The following is a 16,030-nucleotide window of genomic DNA, read 5'->3' as shown; positions in this document are numbered from 1 at the left end:
GAGACGCGATCCACCGCCGTGACCGGGCAGGGATCAGGTCACGTACGCGCCTCTGGAATGCAGCGAGCGCTCCACCTTCTCGAGTTGTTCGACGGCGCCCGCACCTTCGAGCGCGAGCAGATGGGCGACAAGCGATTCCGCAATTGCCGTCGCCGCGACGAGCGAAGGAAAGAACGAAGGACTCTCGTGCGAAAAGATCAGCACCTTGTCGGCGTTCAGCGCGATGGGGGAAACGGCGCTGTCGGTGATCGCAATCAGCTTGCTGCCCTTCTCGAGCGCTGCCTCCGCAACGCGCACCGCTTCGACCGAATACGGCGCGAAGCTGATGACGATCGTGGCACTATCCCGATCGATGCCGCGCAGTTGCATCTCGAGCGTGCCGGCCTCGCCCGTCAAAAGCGACACTGACGAGCGGAACAGCCGGTAGCCGTACACCAGCCCGAACGCGACCGCATAGCATGAGCGAAATCCCGCGACATGCACATGCTGCGCGCGGCGCAGCACGCGCGCCGCTTCGACTGTCACGCGGGCGTTGTGCGCGGCGGTCAGTTCAAGGTTGTGTTGTTGCGCGACGAGCAGATCCTGCGCCAGCGCGTCCCGCGCGTTGGTTTTGACGAGCGAACGTGCACGGCTCGTAAGCGGCTCCGGCCGTGTACGCACCCGGGCGACGAACAGATCGCGCAGTTCGTTCCAGCCGGGAAAGCCGAGTTGCTGCGACAGCCGCACGAGCGACGCCGGCTGCACCAGTGCACGCTCGGCCACCTTGCGCATCGACGAGACCGCGACTTCGTCCGGGTGATCGAGCAGGAATGCCGCCCCCGTCTGGAATTGCGGACTCAGTTCGGAGAAGCGCGCCCGGATCAGGGCGGCAAGCTGGTCAAAACTGTCGGGCATGCGATGTACCAGGAACGAGGTTGGCGATCGGTTAAACAACAACTTAGACGACAAGGTTTAACCGCAAATGTTACCACCCGATGCATCGCACGCGACCCTGGTTTCTACAGCAACGCGATCACCCTCACATCGCCCTGCTCCGCGGACGCGACCACCTTGCCGGCCACACGCCTGAACGTGATCGACACCGTCGAATCGCCCACCCGCAGATCGCCGACTTCGAGCCAGTCGATACCTTCCGGCAGCATCGGCTGTTCGATGATGACCTCGCGTTTCGCGGCATCAATCGTGAGGCCGAGACACGCTTCGAGCATCATGAACGGCGATCCTGCGGCCCACGCCTGCGGCAGGCAGGCGACCGGATACGCAGTCGGCGGCTCGCCCCGCCGGCGCGGAAAACCGCAGAAGAGTTCGGGCAGGCGCATGTCGAAATTGACGGCCGCCTGGAACAGCGCCTGCAACAGGCGCACGGCCGCCGCCTTTGCGCCGTAGCGCGCGAGGCCGCGCGCACACAATGCGTTGTCGTGCGGCCAGACCGAGCCGTTGTGATAGGCCATCGGATTGAAGCGCGCCTGACCCGCCGCGAGCGTGCGTACGCCCCAGCCCGTGTGAAAGAGCGTCGATTCGAGCCCGCGCGCGACCGCCTCGCCACGCTCCTTCGAAGGCAGCCCGAACGCCAGCAGATGTCCCGCGTTCGATGCGAGCACGCGACACAGTTCGCCGCGACCGTCGAGCGCGATGCCGTAGAAGCTCGAATCTTCCATCCAGTATTTCTCTTCGACGCACGCGCGAATCGACGTTGCGCGCTTTGCGTAGCGCGCGGCGTCGTCATGCTGGTCGCGCAACGTGGCGAAATGCGCCATCGTGTCGAATGCGGCGCTCGCGTAGGCTTGCACTTCGACGAGCGCGATCGGCCCGTCCGGAAAGTGGCCATCCGCGTGAAAAACCGAATCGTGACTGTCCTTCCAGCCCTGGTTCGCCAGACCACCGTCGGAGGCGCGCTGATAGTCGAGCAGCCCCAGACGGTTCCTGTCGCACACGCCCGCGACCCACTGCGCCGCGCGTTGCAACGCGGGCCACAATTCGTCGACGAGCCCCGTATCGCCCGTGCGCGCGACGTAAGCGCCTGCCAGCACGATAAAGAGCGGCGTGGTGTCGACGCCACCGTAATACAGCGCGAACGGGACTTCGCCGGTAGCGGCCATCTCGCCCTTGCGCATCTCATGCATGATCTTGCCGGGCGCGGCGTCGCGAAACGCGGAATCCTCGCGCGCCTGATGCTCGGCAAGAAAACGCAGCACGCCACCCGCAAGCCCTGGTTGCAGCCACAACGTCTGCAACGACGTAATGACGGCGTCGCGGCCAAACGGTGTCGAGAACCACGGAATGCCTGCATACGGATACGGGCCCGTGGCGAGATCGGTGGTCAGCAGACCAAGGTCGGCAAGCGAGCGGTCGATCCATGCATTGAAGAGCGGATTGCTCGAGCGCACGCGGGCGGTTGCCCGGCGGCGTTCGCGCATCACCAGGTGAGCGTCGACGAGCGCTGCGCGCACTGCGGCCCGGCCGACGCGCGGACGCGCGGTATCGATCTGCGACAGATGCGCTTCACTTACGCCGTGCGTCGGCTGCGAAACATCGACGCCACGCGACGACGCATCGCGGCCCCGCACCTGTACCGCCACCGACAGATAGATCGATACGCATGCCTGTGCGGGCAGGTTCACCGAATAGTCCGCGCGATCCGCGAGCAGTTTGGGCGGGGCCGGCGAAAACGCAAGGCGCACGCCGCGCGTGACGTCGTCGAGACCAACGTACTCGAGCAGCACTTCGCCATTCTCGATGCGCGGCGCCTTGATCGTGCCCTGCTTCGGCCGTTTCAGACCGCGCACCTCGAACATGTCGCGAAAGTCGCTCGAGAACGAGATCGACAGGGGCACCACTGCATCGCTCGTGCCGTAGTTGGTCAATTCGATTGCTTCGTTCAGCACGGTGCCTGACAGCACGCGGATGCGTTGGACGTGGATCACGCCTTCCGGCGTACTCGTGCCGCCGAGCGGCGGCAGCGGCCGGTTTGTCAGGTGCGCGGTGAACGCGGTGTTGTCGCTGCTGACGCTGCCAGACAGCAGCGAGGGGGCACGGCCGCCAAAGGTGAGCCGCAAGCCGGACAGCACGCGCATATCGTTGACGAACAGGCCGTCGTCGCGGCCTGTGATGTCGCCGAGCGGATCGTTGACGATGAATGTGTCGCCCGATTTCAGCACGTACTGGTTCGCGCTGGCGACGTTCAGATTTTCAGTCGGGATGAATACGGCGTCCGGATCCGGCGCCGTCAGGTCCGGCTTGCCTGCATGGGTCAGTCCACCGAGTGCTTCTGGATCCTGCATCAGCTTGCTCCTTCCAGTTGGCTTCGTACCGATTGTAGAAGGTCTTCGGCGATCGCACGAGTTTAGAGCGGCCGCGCAACCTGAATGGTGCTGCGTTCAGGCTACGGGAGTAGCGGACGAGGCAACACTGCATCGAGTGTGCCAGCAGGCGCGTTTCCCGCCGCGGCGTCCCGCACGGGCGCGCGCCAAGTACAGATGACAACGGGCGCTTTTCCCTGTTCACGGAAAAAGCGCCCGTCTGTTGAGGCCCGAAAGCGCGATTGAAGTGCGATAACTGTTTAAGCGCGCTTTGCAATCGACTTTGCTTCACGCGGCGTTTCGCCGACGAAAAGCTGACGCGGACGGCCAATCTTCTGCTCCGGATCGGCAATCATCTCGTTCCACTGACCGATCCAGCCGACCGTGCGTGCCATCGCGAAGATGCACGTGAACATCGACGTCGGAATGCCCAGCGCGCGCTGCACGATGCCCGAGTAGAAATCGACGTTCGGGTACAGCTTGCGCGACACGAAGTATTCGTCTTCCAGCGCGATCTTTTCGAGCGCCATGGCCAGCTTGAACAGCGGGTCGTCGTGCAGGCCCAGTTCTTCGAGCACTTCGTGGCACGTTTCGCGCATCAGCTTCGCACGCGGATCGTAGTTCTTGTACACACGGTGACCGAAGCCCATCAGCTTCACGCCCGAGTTCTTGTCCTTCACCTGCCTGATGAACTCGGGAATGTTGTCGACCGAGCCGATTTCTTCCAGCATGTTCAGCGCGGCTTCGTTCGCACCACCGTGCGCCGGGCCCCACAGACAGGCAATACCCGCGGCGATACATGCAAACGGATTGGCGCCCGACGAACCGGCCAGACGCACGGTCGAGGTCGAAGCGTTCTGTTCGTGGTCCGCGTGCAGGATCAGGATGCGGTCGAGCGCGCGCACCAGCACGTCGTTGACCTTGTACTCTTCAGCAGGCGTCGAGAACATCATGCGCATGAAGTTCGCGCTGTACGACAGGTCGTTCTTCGGATACACGAACGGCTGGCCGATGCTGTACTTGTACGCCATCGCGACGAGCGTCGGCAGCTTCGCGATCATGCGGATCTGCGACACTTCGCGGTGACGCGCATTATTGATGTCGAGCGAGTCGTGATAGAAGGCCGACAGTGCGCCGACCGCAGCGACCAGAATCGCCATCGGGTGCGCATCGCGGCGGAAGCCTCGGAAGAAGAACTGCATCTGCTCGTGCACCATTGTGTGCTGCTTGACGGTGTCGACGAATTCTTTCTTCTGCTTCGCGTTCGGCAGCTCGCCCTTCAGCAGCAGGTAGCAGGTTTCGAGGAAGTCGGCGCTCTGCGCGAGATTGTCGATCGGGTAGCCGCGATACAGCAGTTCACCCTTGTCGCCGTCGATGTACGTGAGCGCCGAATTACACGCCGCCGTCGACATGAAGCCCGGATCGTAAGTGAATTTGCCGGTCTGGCCGTACAGTTTGCGGATGTCGATGACGTCAGGGCCCATCGTGCCCTTGTAGACCGGCAATTCGACCGTCTGATCGCTGTCGGAAAACTTCAGTATTGCGTGTGTGGTCGAGTTGTTCATCTGCGCGTGTCCTTTTCACTGTGTCATCGCACGAGTGCCGGTTCGCATGAGGGGCATGCACCGGCTCTGGCAACGCATTCTACGGCTCGGAACGCGATTAATTGCGTCGATGGAACGCAACAATCCATCTCGGCGTCAGCAACATTCATCGGGTTTTCACCGCGTCATAGCGCCCGCGCACGCCGCAAACCGGGGCGGAACCTCAGCCTGCGCGGCCTTCGCCAGCGCTCCGGATGAATTCGTCGACGTAGCGGTTGAACGCCGCCGGATGCGCGAGATTCATGCCGTGCGACGCGCCATTCACCGTCTGGCGCCGGGCATCGGGCAGCCAGGACGCGAGCGTTTCGGCAGTGCGGCGGAACATGAGCGGACTTTTCTCACCATCGACCAGCAACACGGGGCAGCGCACCTGGGCGGCCTCTTCTGGCGTGTACGGCGGCAATGGGTCGCGGAACTGACGCGCCAGCGTGTGCGCGTTGTCGATCGCCATTCGCTGGAAGGCCGCCGTGCTCTTCGCCCAGAAACCGGGACGGCTGACTGAATCGACGAAGAGTTGCAGGCCGGCATCGAGGTCGCCTTCTTCGATCAATTGCGCTGCGCGGGCGCGCAGCGCGTTGACGGGCTCCGGCAACTTCGCGGGCGGCCGGCCCGCGACCTGTAGTGGGCCGCCGGGATCGGCCAGCGTCAGCGTGCGAACCTGCCGCGGATGACGCCGCGCACAATGAAACGTCACGCACCCGCCACGCGAGTGACCCACCACATGAGCCGGCCCCGCGCCGAAACGCCTGATGAATTCAGCGACCTCGTCAGCATGCCGGCTCCAGCTGAATGGCATGTCGGCGGGCGTGCCGGCAGCGGGCCAGTAATGCGTGAGACTGACCGCGACGCATTGATAGTGCTTCGACAGCCCGGATACCTGCGGCTGCCAGTAGCGGTAGTCGCACAACGAACCATGCACGAACAGCAGCAACTCACCATCGCCTTGAACGACGTACGGCATACGCAGACCATTCTGCAATTCGATGAACGACGACGAGGAAACGGGATCGGAATGCGTCACGGAAGAAAGGTGGAGACAGAGACAGAGACCCAGACAGAGACGCAGGCAGCGCCGCTGCGCCTGTGCGGAGGGCGAGCAGATTGAAACCGGAGTCGCCACTTGCCGGGCGGCGGCGGTCAGGCTCATCGCGCACGACGGCGGATGTACTCAGCAAGGCAGCATTGTTACACAGCCGGTCCGGGTTCGCCGGGCGGCCGGCGCGCGGGAATGGCGGGAATGGCCGGAATGACTGGATTCGCGGCTGCCGCCGCGCCCTGCATCAGTCGAACGCGTGCGGATCGAGCACAGCGGAGGCTGCGCCGGCGCCACGCACGGCGCACGTCAGCGGCTCGTCGGCAAGCCGCACATCGAGACCGATCTGGTCGGACACACAGCGGTCCAGATTACCCAGCAGCGAGCCGCCACCCGTCAGTACGATACCGGCGTCCGCGATATCCGTGACGAGTTCCGGCGGCGCCGATTCGAGCGCCGCCTTCACCGCGCCGATCACATGGGCGAGCGGCGACGCGATGGCTTCCGCGATATCGTGATTGGTCAGCTGGACGGTGCGCGGCAGGCCGTCGTCGAGACTGCGCCCGGTTGCGTTCATGCGTTCGGTGGGCACGTCGCGAATCGCCGTGCCGATGGTCTTTTTCACATGCTCGGCAGTCTGGTCGCCGAGCACCACGCCGTAGACATTTCGGACGTAGTTGACGATTGCCAGATCGAACTGGTCACCACCGACGCGGATGGAACCGCTATACGCCATGCCGCCCAGCGCGATCACGCCGACTTCGGTCGTGCCGCCGCCGATATCGACGACCATCGAGCCGGTCGCCTCCGATACCGGCAAACCGGCGCCCACTGCCGACGCGAGCGATTCGCCGATCAGGTTCACTTTCCACCCGCCGGCCGCGATGGCCGCCTCGCGAATCGCACGCCGCTCGACCTGGGTCGCGCCGGCCGGCACGCAGATCGTGAACGACGGACGCCGGCCGAGACGTGAACGGGTGCTCGACATGTCGACGAACTGCCGGATCATGTGTTCGGCGGCGGCGAAGTTGGCGATGACGCCGTGCCGCATCGGCCGCACCGCTTCAAGGTTGACCGGCACCCGTCCGAGCAGTTGCTTGGCTTCCTTGCCGACGGCCGCGACGCGTTCGCGCCCGACCGTCGCGTGCTTCTGGAAGCAGACTACCGAGGGCTGGTTGAGCACGATGCCCTGATCGTGCGTATAGATGAGCGTGTTGGCCGTGCCGAGGTCCACTGCCACGTCGTGGCTGAACAGACGTTTGAAAAATGAAGGTTGCGGCATCGCTCTGGCCATGGGCGGCTCTACTGGTTTCGGTGCCGCCCGTTGCCGGGCCTGCACAAATGGTCTCCCCGGCAACGTGTCGCGCCTTGGCGGGCACAACGTCGATCGGCGCGTCGGGTGCTTTTTTCGCGGCTATTGAACCATTAACGGCACCCACGCCTAAATCTTTAGGCTTTGTCTGACATTACAGATGGTCACAAAAGATCAAACGCAGCCGGACGCAGCCAAACGCAATCAGCCGCGCGCCGGCCCAGCGAACGCCCGCATCAATGCATCGCGCCCCAGTGCGACGCCGTCCGCCGAAATCGCATGACCGACGCCCGGTAACGCGTAGGCCTCGACGGCGAATCCTGCGTCGCTGAAAGCGAGCGCGGCGCGCTCCAGTTCCTGCGCTGGAATGACCGGATCGGCTTCGCCATGGATCAGCGTGAGCGGCGTCCGACTTTTCGCGGTTACCCGCGATGCCAGCCGTCCCGAATAGGCCACCACGGCCGCCGCGCCCTGCGGATTCGTCGCGACGTGATGCATCGCCATGATGGATCCCTGCGAAAAGCCGACTAGCGCCAGTTGCGTAAAATCGAGATGCCAGTGCGCGAGTTCGGTCGTCAGGATCCTTTCGACCGCAGGCCACGCATCGGCGACGCGCTCCGCACGCAGACTTTTATCCACGTTACGCACACTAAACCACTGCCGGCCGCCGAACCCGCCATCGAACGGCTCACCGCCGTCGAGCGAGGCGAAGGCCGTCGACGGCAGGGATTGGCGCCAGACATCCGCGAGCGGCACAAGGTCGCGCGCATTGCTGCCTACGCCATGCATCAGCACAACGAGCGATTGCGCCGGTGCGTTGGCCGGCTCGAGCCGCCAGCCATGTTCGAACTGCTCCCAGGCCATGTTGGGGTCCTCTGCTGGTGAGGTTTTTCGGGGGCTCCCGGCTGCGTCGCGGGCGGGTCCGCGAGCACATCCGGGGTGCGCTACAAGACGCATCAAGTGCGATGCCGCGAGCATACCTTCTGCATCGTGATCGCGCTGCGGGAGAATGCCCATGCCGCCCGTTCAATGCCGTGTTCGACGGCATCGGCGCACGAATGAAGGTATCCTCTCCCAAGCCGTTTGACCGTCTGACCGCCCGCGCCGCATGCACCGTGGCAGGCCCGATCCGGAGAATTGCTTGAGCCAGCCACCGTCCGCACCCGGTCGTCCCGAAGGCACCCGGAATCCGCCCGCCCTTCCCGCGCCCCCGCCTCCATTGCATGGCGGCCAGCTCGTGCTGGCGACCATCGCGGTCGCGCTCGCCACCTTCATGAACGTGCTGGACACGTCGATCGCGAACGTCGCGATTCCGACGATCTCGGGAAACCTCGGCGTCTCGGTCGACGAAGGCACCTGGGTCATCACGGTGTTCGCGGCAGCCAACGCCGTGTCGATTCCGCTCACTGGCTGGCTCACGCAGCGTCTCGGCCAGATCAGGCTGTTCGTCGGCGCGATCCTGATGTTCGTGCTGGCGTCGTGGCTGTGCGGCGTGGCGCCGACCCTGCCGATCCTGCTCGTCTCCCGTGTTCTGCAAGGCGCGGTGGCCGGTCCGCTGATTCCGCTGTCGCAGGCGATCCTGCTCAGTTCATGGTCGAAGGAAAAATCATCGACCGCGCTCGCGCTCTGGGCCATGACCGCCACGGTCGGCCCGATTGCCGGGCCTGCGCTCGGCGGCTGGATCACCGACAGCTATTCGTGGTCGTGGATTTTCTACATCAACATTCCGGTCGGCATCTTCGCCGCGGGCGTCACGTGGATGATCTACCGGAACCGCGAAACGCCCACCAGAAAACTGCCGATCGACGTGGTCGGGCTGGGGCTCCTGATCGCGTGGGTTGCATCGCTACAGGTCATGCTCGACAAAGGCAAGGATCTCGACTGGTTCTCGTCGCCGGTGATCGTCACGCTCGGTATTACGGCGGTGATCAGTTTCGCGTTCTTCCTTGTCTGGGAGCTCACTGAAGAGAATCCGATCGTCGATCTGCGGCTTTTCACGCAGCGCAACTTTCTCGGCGGGACGATCGCAATTTCCGTCGCGTACGGCGTGTTCTTCGGCAACCTCGTGCTGCTGCCGCAATGGATGCAGGAATACCTGAACTACCGTTCGGTCGATGCCGGTCTCGTCACCGCGCCGCTCGGCATTTTCGCAGTGATTCTTGCGCCGGTGATGGGGCGCGTGCTGCCACGCTCCGACGCGCGGATCATCGCCACGCTCGCGTTCGTCGGCTTTGCGATCGTCTTTTACATGCGCTCGAAGTACGTGATCGAGATCGACACGTGGCACCTCGTGCTGCCGACGCTGCTGCAGGGCATCCCGATGGCGATGTTCTTCGTCCCGCTGACGGCGATCATCCTGTCCGGCCAACCGCCGCAGAAGATACCGGCCGCGGCGGGGCTGTCGAACTTCGTGCGGGTGTTCTGCGGCGCCGTGGGAACGTCGATTGCGGGCAATGCGTGGAACAACCGGACGGTGCTGCATCACGAACGGCTCACCGAACAGGCGTCGCTCAACAACCCGACGTTCACCCAGCAGATGGACACCACACAATCGCTGCTGCATCTGAACACGCCGTCGGCGCACGCGCTGTTCGATTTTCAGCTGAACACGCAGGCCGCGATGATGGGACTGAACGACATCTTCTATGTGTCGGCGATCATTTTTATTCTGATCATTCCGCTGATCTGGATCACGAAGCCGGCCAAAGGCGGCAGCGGGCCGGGCGCAGCCGGCGCGCATTGAGATCTGACCCGCCCCGTCCGCCGGACGGCACGTCAGCGGAAATACCGCGCAGGTGTCTCGCCCAGCGCCTGCCGGAATACCGCGATGAACGACGATACGTCGTGGTAGCCCACCCTGAGCGCGACCTGCGTGACGCTCTCGCCGGAGCCGAGCTGTTCCAGCGCAATCAGTAACCGCAGCTGCTGTCGCCACTGGCCGAACGTCAACCCGGTTTCCTTGACGAAGAGCCGTGCCGCCGTGCGCGCAGTCACGCCCGCCGCGCTCGAGAAGTCGTCGAGTACGCCGGTGTCCGCCGGGTCGGCCACCAGCGCGTCGGCGATGTGCTGGGTACGCGGATCCTGCGGCCAGTTCAACGAGAGCGGCACGACGGCCAGATGCGGAAGATGGTCGAGTAGCACGCGCACGATACGCGCCTGCGGTCCGTCCGGCGCATAACCAGCGCCGAATGTGGCCGCCTCCGTCAGCAGCACATCCGCCAGAGAATCGACCGCCACGACGCAACAGCCTGACGGCACCACGTCGACATCGGCGTCGGCGTACAGCGAGCGCAAAGCCACGCCCACTGTCGACGACACCCGATGCAGCGTACCCGGCAATACCCACACCGCGCACTTCGGTGGCGCGACCAGTCGGCCGGTTTCCGTGTGCAGGGTCAGTACCGTGTCACCGGCGACGATGAGCCGGGCACGCGGATTCGCGTGCCACATCTCCTCGGCGGACTCATACAGTTCCGACAGGACAAACACGGCACCGCCGTCCGCATCCTGATCGATGACGTTCATTGATTGTCCGTTTTGCCGTAAAAAATGTTAAAACGGAGCCAGATTAGCACGCGAAGCGCCCGCGTGCAGGCGCCGCAGAGCGGCGTCTGACACGCGCACTGTCACTAGAGTCGCAACCCATCTCATGAACTATTCAGGCATCCTCGAACAGATCCATCACGATCTCAAACCCTGGCTCGGAACGGGCCGCGTGGCTGATTACATCCCCGAACTGGCGAAAATTTCCGCCGACCGGTTCGGCATGGCGGTCGTCACCATCGCAGGCGACGTTTTCCGCACCGGCGAGGCTGATACGCGCTTCTCGATCCAGAGCATTTCGAAACTGTTCGCCTGCACCATGGCCTTCCAGCTGCTCGGCGACGCGCTCTGGCAGCGTGTCGGGCGCGAGCCGTCGGGAACGGCGTTCAACTCGCTCGTGCAACTCGAAGCCGAACAGGGCAAACCGCGCAATCCGTTCATCAACGCCGGCGCGCTCGTCGTAACCGATGTTCTGTGCCGCCGCTTCGTGCAGGCGGAAACCGCGCAAGTGGAATTCATCCGGCGGCTGACGGGAGAGCGCGGCATCGGCTACGACATACAGGTCGCGCAATCGGAGCTGCAGCACGCGCACCGCAATCGCGCGATGGCGCACTTCATGGCGAGCTTCGGCAATCTGGAGATGCCGCCCGAAGTCGTCGTGGATGCGTACTGCCGGCAGTGCGCAATCTCGATGAGTTGCGTGGAACTCGCGAAGGCGGCACTCTTCCTTTCCAACCATGGCGTGGTGCCGTCGACCGGCGAGCGTATCGTCGATGCCAGTTCCGCCAAGCGGCTGTCAGCGCTGATGCTGACCTGCGGCACCTACGACGCAGCCGGCGACTTCGTCTATCGCGTCGGCTTGCCGGCGAAAAGCGGCGTCGGCGGCGGGATCGTCGCGGTGCTGCCGGGCGAGATGGCGGTGTGCGTCTGGTCGCCCGGGCTGGACGCGAATGGTAATTCGCTGGCCGGCACGCTGTCATTGGAATGGTTGACCACGCTTACCAGGCAGTCGATTTTTTGATAGCACTCGCACAGATACCACCCAAAAGTCTACTTCTGCTGAACGCAAGCACGCTCCAAAGCGAACGTCATCCGGCTGACTCCGGGCCACTAGCCGCCGTTGGAGGATCGGTAAATCTACGCTTCCGAGCGTCCGGAGTTCGCCATAAAGGGGACATCTGCTGGGATTCGCATGGCGCCGCCACCACGGCCGAACCCACCGCTGAGGCTCTTTTGATAGCGCACAGTCTATAAGGCACTGCATCGTTTTGCGCGCCATGTCCGAGGTGGCAATCTCATGGCCACACTCGTGTGAAAAACGAGCCGAGCGTTTTAGCGAATAGGCGACGGGTCCCGCGTCCAACAGTTGCGCGCGGGCCACTTTCCGGATCGATCAGAAGGCGTGACGCAGGCCCAGCATGACCGCCGTGGTCCCCATTCCTGGCGCGGCTGGCTGGCCGTACGCAATCGTCTGGGTCATATCGCCATGGTTATTGACCCAACCCACCTGGCCGTAGACCACCGTACTCTTGGACAGGCTGTACTCCGCGCCCCCGGCAACCTCGAGCGATTTGTTGTCCGAGTTGTTCCTGTCCTTCAGGTAATAGACGCCGCTGGTGACCTTCAACGCCGCCGACACCTGATAGCCGAGACCGGCTGAATACATGTCAAGGCTCGTGCCACCAAAAGGATTCGATGCGCTCTTCGCAGCCGGGTTCGCGCCGTTGCTGTACGACGCGGACATCGAGATGCCATTGAGCGTCGTATATTTCGCCCCAAGATACCAGAAGCGGTTGTTCTGGAGACCGGTGGCGATGCTCGTCGGACCAGGGTTGGTGTCATGTCCGCTGTAGTACACGGCGGACAGGTTAAGCCCATAGTTCGAGTACTTCAGCACCGCCGACTCACGCGTGCCGCCCTGGAAGCTCCCCGCGACGCCGCCGGGCGCGTATTCGAGCAAAGCGCTCGCGCCGTGGAATTTCGGCGACTCATAGACGATCGCATTGCTGTCGTACAGCGCGCCGATCGGCCCGTTGGTGCTGGTGCCGGGCCATCCTGCCGCGGTGTTCATGCCGATCCACGCGGTCAGGATGCTGCCGAAGTAATTCGCCGAACGAACGTCGGTCTCAGCCATGGCGTAGGCCATCGGCACGATCTGCCGCCCGGCTGTGACGGAGCCGAACGGGCTGGACACGCCGACAGTCGCCACCTGGTTGAAGATTGCAGTGGCGCCCGCCGTATCGGCGAGACCAAACTTGCCCGTGCCGCTGTCGAACGACCCTTGCAGCCTGAAGTTGACGTGATAGCCACCGCCAATATCCTCGGTACCCTTCATGCCCCAGATACTCGAGTAGATACCGCCATCCTTGTAGCGATATACCGCGCCCAGGTTGGGCGCTTTAGGATTAAACGAGGCCGCCGCCGTGCTTTGATATAACAGCCCCGAATCGGTGACGCCATACAGCGTCACCGATGATTGCGCGTGCGCCGTGCCGCCGACTGCAGCCAACGCGGCCGCCGCTACCCATTTCAGTTTCATTGCGTCTCCAGTTTTATAGCTCTAAAACAACCCGTAACGACCTACGTCCATGCTCAACACAACAGGCCTGCCCGTTCACGAGGGCAGCAGATAGTCCTGAAACTCTTCGCGCAACTGGTTTTTCAGCACCTTGCCGGTGGCGCCCAGGGGCACCGCATCGACAAATACGACGGCGTCGGGGGTCCACCACTTCGCGATTTTTCCTTCGAGGAACGCCAGCAATTGCTCTGCCGTCACCTGTGCATCGGGCACTTTCACGGCGACTAGCAGCGGCCGCTCATCCCACTTCGGATGCCTTGCCGCAATGCAGGCCGCACTCGCTATCGCGGGGTGCGCCGCTGCAATGTTCTCGATTTCGATCGAGCTGATCCACTCGCCGCCGGACTTGATCACGTCCTTGCTGCGATCCGTGATCTGCATGAAGCCGTCAGCATCGATGGTCGCGACATCGCCGGTCGGGAACCAGCCATGCGTATCGGCATCGATGCGCAGCGGGTTTCCGCCCTCGTTCCGGAAGTAGTTGCGCACCACCCATGGGCCGCGCACCAGCAGGTCGCCTGAAGTCGCGCCATCCCATGGCAGTTCCTGACCGTCTGCGCCGATGATTTTCATATCGACGCCAAACACGGCACGACCTTGCTTCGACTGCACAGCGCAACGGTCTTCCTGGCGCATCGCCAGGTGTTTGTGTTTCAGTGCGCCGACCGTCCCGAGCGGACTCAGTTCGGTCATGCCCCACGCGTGCAATACCTCAACGCCGTAGCCATCCTGAAACCTGTGCAGCATGGCGGGCGGACAGGCTGCGCCGCCAACGACGGTGCGCTTCAGGGTCGAGAACTTCAGGCCGGCCTGTTCGAGGTGGGTCAGCAGGCCTTGCCATACGGTTGGCACGCCGGCCGCAAATGTCACCTGCTCGGCTTCAAGAAGCTCGTGCAGCGATTCGCCATCCAGCCCGGGACCGGGGAAAACCAGCTTGGCCCCGACCATGCACGCGACGTACGGGAGGCCCCAGGCGTTGACATGGAACATCGGCACCACCGGCAGGATCACGTCGCGCGCCGAGCAGTTCAGCGCATCCGGCAAGGCTGCGGCATAGGTGTGCAGCAGCGCCGAGCGATGGGAGTACAGCACGCCCTTCGGGTTTCCCGTCGTGCCCGACGTGTAGCACAGCGTACAGGCGGAATCCTCGTCGAAGTTCGGCCACGCGTAAGTGGCGGAACTCCGCTCAAGCAGATCCTCGTAGCACAGCAGGTTGACGATGCCAGTATCCCGCGGCATATGTGCGAGGTCGGTCATCGCGATGAACGCCTTGACCGTCTTGCAGCGGGCGGCAATGGCCTTGACCAGTGGCAGGAACGTCAGGTCGAAGAACAGATACTGGTCCTCCGCATGGTCGATGATGTAGGCGATCTGGTCTGCGTGCAGGCGCGGATTGATCGTATGCATCACTGCGCCCATGCCGGATATGCTGTAGTACAGCTCCATGTGGCGATAGCCGTTCCACGCCAGCGTGCCGATGCGGTCGGACTCCTTGACGCCGAGACGGGTCAGCGCATTGGCCATCTGCCGGGCGCGGCGGTGACAGTCGCGGAAGGTGTAGCGATGGATGTCACCCTCTACCCGGCGTGACACGATCTCCGTATCGCCATGATGGCGATCGGCGTGCACGATCAGCGAGGAAATCAGCAACTGCTTTTGCAGCATCAAACCGTTCATTTCGGCAGTCCATTCTCTAAAGCGGAGTCGCGAGGCGACACCGCGCTCCGAGGACGAGGCCATCGACGTGCGTCCTTGCGGCGCCCGGTTAGCGGAGTCCTCCGATTGCGAGTGTTACGAGTAGCCGAGCTTCTTTGCCTCGGCGAGCATCAGCTTTTCGACCAGACGGCGTGACAGCCGCTTCGCGTTGTACATGAGGCGCGCGAATGGCCCGACCAGCACGATCGCCTCTCCGGCCATCACGGCATTGACGATCGCACCGGCGACGAGATCGGCACTTGCCCCGTTCTTCCGGTAGTAGGCCTGAAGTGTGGACAACTGCGCGTCGCTGATTGCGTCTGCGACGTTGGCACGCGAACTGGTGATATCGGTGTTGATAACCCCCGGACACACAGTGGTAACGCCAACTGAAGTCCCGGCGATTTTCAGTTCCATCGTCAGCACGTCCGAGAATCCCAGAACGGCGGATTTTGTCGCCGCATACGCGCTCATGTTCGGTGCCGGCGCAATCGCCGCCAGCGAGGCGACGTTGACAATCCGCCTACAACCGCCGGCCGCGATCATCCTTGGCAGGAAGTAATGGCAGCCGTGCACCACCCCCATCACGTTGACGCCAAACGTGCGGTTCCATGATTCGAGCGGGCTGCCGATAAACGGCCCCAGATAGCCGATGCCTGCGTTGTTGACAAGGACGTCTACGGCGCCCACCTGATCGTGGACGGCATCGGCGAAGGCCTGCATGGTGGCTTGGTTCGAAACGTCGGCTATCCTGGCAAAGCAGTGAACGCCCAGCTCGTCGATCGCCTTGCGCGCCGCGTCCAGCCGCCGCTCATCAATATCGGTGATGACGAGATTTGCGCCTCGCCGCGCGAACGCCAGTGCGGTTGCGTAGCCGATGCCCGCTGCAGCGCCCGTAACAAGGACCTGCTTACCCCGCAAATTACTGATTTTCATATGCATCTCATGAACTAGCGAACTTGAGCC

Annotated in this window: 12 protein-coding genes; 2 read left to right on the top strand and 10 right to left on the bottom strand. The window is 63.3% G+C overall.

Going from position 1 to position 16,030, the window contains the following annotated elements:
* Positions 1-33: 33 nt before the first annotated feature.
* The 6 genes from B0G77_RS37560 to B0G77_RS37535 form a co-directional block, all read right to left on the bottom strand.
* Positions 34-894, bottom strand: coding sequence for a MurR/RpiR family transcriptional regulator (locus B0G77_RS37560; protein WP_133666773.1), 861 nt, complete (start codon positions 892-894; stop codon positions 34-36).
* A gap of 104 nt (positions 895-998) precedes the next feature.
* Positions 999-3,281: a glycogen debranching N-terminal domain-containing protein gene (locus B0G77_RS37555; protein ID WP_133666772.1), complete on the bottom strand. Its 2,283-nt coding sequence runs from the start codon at positions 3,279-3,281 to the stop codon at positions 999-1,001.
* A 278-nt stretch (positions 3,282-3,559) separates the two neighbouring features.
* Positions 3,560-4,864 carry a citrate synthase gene (gene gltA / locus B0G77_RS37550; protein ID WP_133666771.1) on the bottom strand — a complete coding sequence of 435 codons (1,305 nt, stop codon included), beginning with the start codon at positions 4,862-4,864 and terminating at the stop codon, positions 3,560-3,562.
* 202 nt (positions 4,865-5,066) lie between these two features.
* Entirely contained in the window at positions 5,067-5,864 is a 798-nt protein-coding gene (locus B0G77_RS37545) for an alpha/beta hydrolase (protein ID WP_133667052.1), read from the bottom strand.
* A gap of 319 nt (positions 5,865-6,183) precedes the next feature.
* Complete coding sequence (locus tag B0G77_RS37540; RefSeq protein WP_133666770.1) at positions 6,184-7,230, bottom strand: rod shape-determining protein; 1,047 nt, start codon at positions 7,228-7,230, stop codon at positions 6,184-6,186.
* A gap of 222 nt (positions 7,231-7,452) precedes the next feature.
* Complete coding sequence (locus tag B0G77_RS37535) at positions 7,453-8,112, bottom strand: dienelactone hydrolase family protein (RefSeq protein WP_133666769.1); 660 nt, start codon at positions 8,110-8,112, stop codon at positions 7,453-7,455.
* Between the two features lie 244 nt (positions 8,113-8,356).
* Between B0G77_RS37535 and B0G77_RS37530 the strand changes: the two genes are divergently transcribed.
* Positions 8,357-9,991 carry a DHA2 family efflux MFS transporter permease subunit gene (locus B0G77_RS37530; protein ID WP_243751373.1) on the top strand — a complete coding sequence of 545 codons (1,635 nt, stop codon included), beginning with the start codon at positions 8,357-8,359 and terminating at the stop codon, positions 9,989-9,991.
* 32 nt (positions 9,992-10,023) lie between these two features.
* Here the strand turns inward: B0G77_RS37530 and B0G77_RS37525 are convergent, their stop codons facing one another.
* Positions 10,024-10,773 carry an AraC family transcriptional regulator gene (locus B0G77_RS37525; RefSeq protein ID WP_133666767.1) on the bottom strand — a complete coding sequence of 250 codons (750 nt, stop codon included), beginning with the start codon at positions 10,771-10,773 and terminating at the stop codon, positions 10,024-10,026.
* Between the two features lie 124 nt (positions 10,774-10,897).
* Here B0G77_RS37525 and B0G77_RS37520 point away from each other — a divergent pair, with 124 nt between their 5' ends.
* A complete protein-coding gene (locus B0G77_RS37520) occupies positions 10,898-11,812 on the top strand; it encodes a glutaminase (protein WP_133666766.1) in 915 nt (304 codons plus the stop codon).
* Between the two features lie 372 nt (positions 11,813-12,184).
* On the opposite strand, the gene B0G77_RS37515 is transcribed toward B0G77_RS37520, so the two are convergent.
* From B0G77_RS37515 to B0G77_RS37505, 3 genes are all read right to left on the bottom strand, one after another.
* Positions 12,185-13,330 (bottom strand): porin, encoded by a 1,146-nt coding sequence (locus tag B0G77_RS37515; RefSeq protein ID WP_133666765.1) that lies wholly within the window; start codon positions 13,328-13,330, stop codon positions 12,185-12,187.
* Between the two features lie 75 nt (positions 13,331-13,405).
* Positions 13,406-15,046 carry a 3-(methylthio)propionyl-CoA ligase gene (locus tag B0G77_RS37510; protein ID WP_133666764.1) on the bottom strand — a complete coding sequence of 547 codons (1,641 nt, stop codon included), beginning with the start codon at positions 15,044-15,046 and terminating at the stop codon, positions 13,406-13,408.
* Between the two features lie 114 nt (positions 15,047-15,160).
* Complete coding sequence (locus tag B0G77_RS37505) at positions 15,161-16,000, bottom strand: SDR family NAD(P)-dependent oxidoreductase (RefSeq protein WP_133666763.1); 840 nt, start codon at positions 15,998-16,000, stop codon at positions 15,161-15,163.
* Positions 16,001-16,030 lie beyond the last annotated feature (30 nt).

Source organism: Paraburkholderia sp. BL10I2N1, assembly GCF_004361815.1.
Taxonomy (GTDB): Bacteria; Pseudomonadota; Gammaproteobacteria; order Burkholderiales; family Burkholderiaceae; genus Paraburkholderia.
This window is presented reverse-complemented; position numbering and strand designations above follow the sequence as displayed.

Excerpts from the sequence above, each read along its gene's own strand:
- B0G77_RS37540 (WP_133666770.1), bottom strand. The coding sequence starts at position 7,230 with ATGGCCAGAGCGATGCCGCAACCTTCATTTTTCAAACGTCTGTTCAGC.
- B0G77_RS37505 (WP_133666763.1), bottom strand. The coding sequence starts at position 16,000 with ATGAAAATCAGTAATTTGCGGGGTAAGCAGGTCCTTGTTACGGGCGCT.
- B0G77_RS37510 (WP_133666764.1), bottom strand. The coding sequence starts at position 15,046 with ATGAACGGTTTGATGCTGCAAAAGCAGTTGCTGATTTCCTCGCTGATC.
- gltA (WP_133666771.1), bottom strand. The coding sequence starts at position 4,864 with ATGAACAACTCGACCACACACGCAATACTGAAGTTTTCCGACAGCGAT.
- B0G77_RS37535 (WP_133666769.1), bottom strand. The coding sequence starts at position 8,112 with ATGGCCTGGGAGCAGTTCGAACATGGCTGGCGGCTCGAGCCGGCCAAC.
- B0G77_RS37520 (WP_133666766.1), top strand. The coding sequence starts at position 10,898 with ATGAACTATTCAGGCATCCTCGAACAGATCCATCACGATCTCAAACCC.
- B0G77_RS37530 (WP_243751373.1), top strand. The coding sequence starts at position 8,357 with ATGCACCGTGGCAGGCCCGATCCGGAGAATTGCTTGAGCCAGCCACCG.
- B0G77_RS37515 (WP_133666765.1), bottom strand. The coding sequence starts at position 13,330 with ATGAAACTGAAATGGGTAGCGGCGGCCGCGTTGGCTGCAGTCGGCGGC.
- B0G77_RS37545 (WP_133667052.1), bottom strand. The coding sequence starts at position 5,864 with ATGCCGTACGTCGTTCAAGGCGATGGTGAGTTGCTGCTGTTCGTGCAT.
- B0G77_RS37525 (WP_133666767.1), bottom strand. The coding sequence starts at position 10,773 with ATGAACGTCATCGATCAGGATGCGGACGGCGGTGCCGTGTTTGTCCTG.
- B0G77_RS37555 (WP_133666772.1), bottom strand. The coding sequence starts at position 3,281 with ATGCAGGATCCAGAAGCACTCGGTGGACTGACCCATGCAGGCAAGCCG.
- B0G77_RS37560 (WP_133666773.1), bottom strand. The coding sequence starts at position 894 with ATGCCCGACAGTTTTGACCAGCTTGCCGCCCTGATCCGGGCGCGCTTC.